1 rRNA gene is annotated in these 2273 nt (G+C 53.1%); it reads right to left on the bottom strand.

Features of this window, described 5'->3' with window-relative positions:
- Positions 1–4 precede the first annotated feature (4 nt).
- Positions 5–2273, bottom strand: a 23S ribosomal RNA gene (locus tag ACIQXW_RS24200); the annotation flags it as partial.

The following is a 2273-nucleotide window of genomic DNA, read 5'->3' as shown; positions in this document are numbered from 1 at the left end:
TTTTTTGGTTAAGTCCTCGATCGATTAGTATTCGTCAGCTCCATGTGTCACCACACTTCCACCTCGAACCTATCTACCTCATCGTCTTTGAGGGATCTTACTTACTTGCGTAATGGGAAATCTCATCTTGAGGGGGGCTTCATGCTTAGATGCTTTCAGCACTTATCCCGTCCACACATAGCTACCCAGCGATGCCTTTGGCAAGACAACTGGTACACCAGCGGTGTGTCCATCCCGGTCCTCTCGTACTAAGGACAGCTCCTCTCAAATTTCCTACGCCCACGACGGATAGGGACCGAACTGTCTCACGACGTTCTGAACCCAGCTCGCGTACCGCTTTAATGGGCGAACAGCCCAACCCTTGGGACCGACTACAGCCCCAGGATGCGATGAGCCGACATCGAGGTGCCAAACCTCCCCGTCGATGTGGACTCTTGGGGGAGATAAGCCTGTTATCCCCGGGGTAGCTTTTATCCGTTGAGCGATGGCCCTTCCATGCGGAACCACCGGATCACTAAGCCCGTCTTTCGACCCTGCTCGACTTGTAGGTCTCGCAGTCAAGCTCCCTTGTGCCTTTACACTCTACGAATGATTTCCAACCATTCTGAGGGAACCTTTGGGCGCCTCCGTTACCTTTTAGGAGGCGACCGCCCCAGTCAAACTGTCCGCCTGACACTGTCTCCTGCCCCGCTAAGGGGCATGGGTTAGAATTTCAATACAACCAGGGTAGTATCCCACCGACGCCTCCTTCGAAGCTGGCGCTCCGAGATCTCTGGCTCCTACCTATCCTGTACAAGTTGTACCAAAATTCAATATCAGGCTACAGTAAAGCTCCACGGGGTCTTTCCGTCCTGTCGCGGGTAACCTGCATCTTCACAGGTACTATAATTTCACCGAGTCTCTCGTTGAGACAGTGCCCAGATCGTTACGCCTTTCGTGCGGGTCGGAACTTACCCGACAAGGAATTTCGCTACCTTAGGACCGTTATAGTTACGGCCGCCGTTTACTGGGGCTTCAATTCGCAGCTTCGCTTGCGCTAACCACTCCTCTTAACCTTCCAGCACCGGGCAGGCGTCAGCCCCTATACGTCACCTTACGGTTTTGCAGAGACCTGTGTTTTTGCTAAACAGTCGCCTGGGCCTATTCACTGCGGCTCTCGTGCGCTTGCACGCTCAAGAGCACCCCTTCTCCCGAAGTTACGGGGTCATTTTGCCGAGTTCCTTAACGAGAGTTCTCTCGCACACCTTAGGATTCTCTCCTCGACTACCTGTGTCGGTTTGCGGTACGGGCACCTCTCACCTCGATAGAGGCTTTTCTTGGCAGTGTGAAATCAGGAACTTCGTCCATACGGACTCGCCATCACAGCTCAACGTTACAGTGTGCGGATTTGCCTACACACACGCCTTACTGCTTGGACGCGCACAACCAACGGCGCGCTTACCCTATCCTACTGCGTCCCCCCATTTCTCAAACGGTGAGGAGGTGGTACAGGAATATCAACCTGTTGTCCATCGCCTACGCCTATCGGCCTCGGCTTAGGTCCCGACTAACCCTGAGCGGACGAGCCTTCCTCAGGAAACCTTAGTCATACGGTGGACGGGATTCTCACCCGTCTTTCGCTACTCATACCGGCATTCTCACTTCTAAGCGCTCCACCAGTCCTTCCGGTCTGACTTCAACGCACTTAGAACGCTCTCCTACCACTGACATCGTAGATGTCAATCCACAGCTTCGGTGAATCGTTTAGCCCCGATACATTTTCGGCGCAGCGTCACTCGACCAGTGAGCTATTACGCACTCTTTAAATGATGGCTGCTTCTAAGCCAACATCCTGGTTGTCTGTGCAACGCCACATCCTTTTCCACTTAACGATTACTTTGGGACCTTAGCTGGTGGTCTGGGCTGTTTCCCTTTTGACTACGGATCTTATCACTCGCAGTCTGACTCCCGTGTATAAATATCTGGCATTCGGAGTTTGTCTGAATTCGGTAAACCGGGATGGCCCCCTAGTCCAAACAGTGCTCTACCTCCAGTATTCTCATCACGAGGCTAGCCCTAAAGCTATTTCGGAGAGAACCAGCTATCTCCAAGTTCGATTGGAATTTCTCCGCTACCCACACCTCATCCCCGCACTTTTCAACGTGCGTGGGTTCGGGCCTCCAGTAAGTGTTACCTCACCTTCACCCTGGACATGGGTAGATCACCTGGTTTCGGGTCTACGACCACGTACTAATTCGCCCTATTCAGACTCGCTTTCGCTGCGGCTCCGCCTT

It is taken from the genome of Lysinibacillus sp. NPDC097162, assembly GCF_044762185.1.
In the GTDB taxonomy this organism is placed as follows: Bacteria; Bacillota; Bacilli; order Bacillales_A; family Planococcaceae; genus Lysinibacillus.
This window is presented reverse-complemented; position numbering and strand designations above follow the sequence as displayed.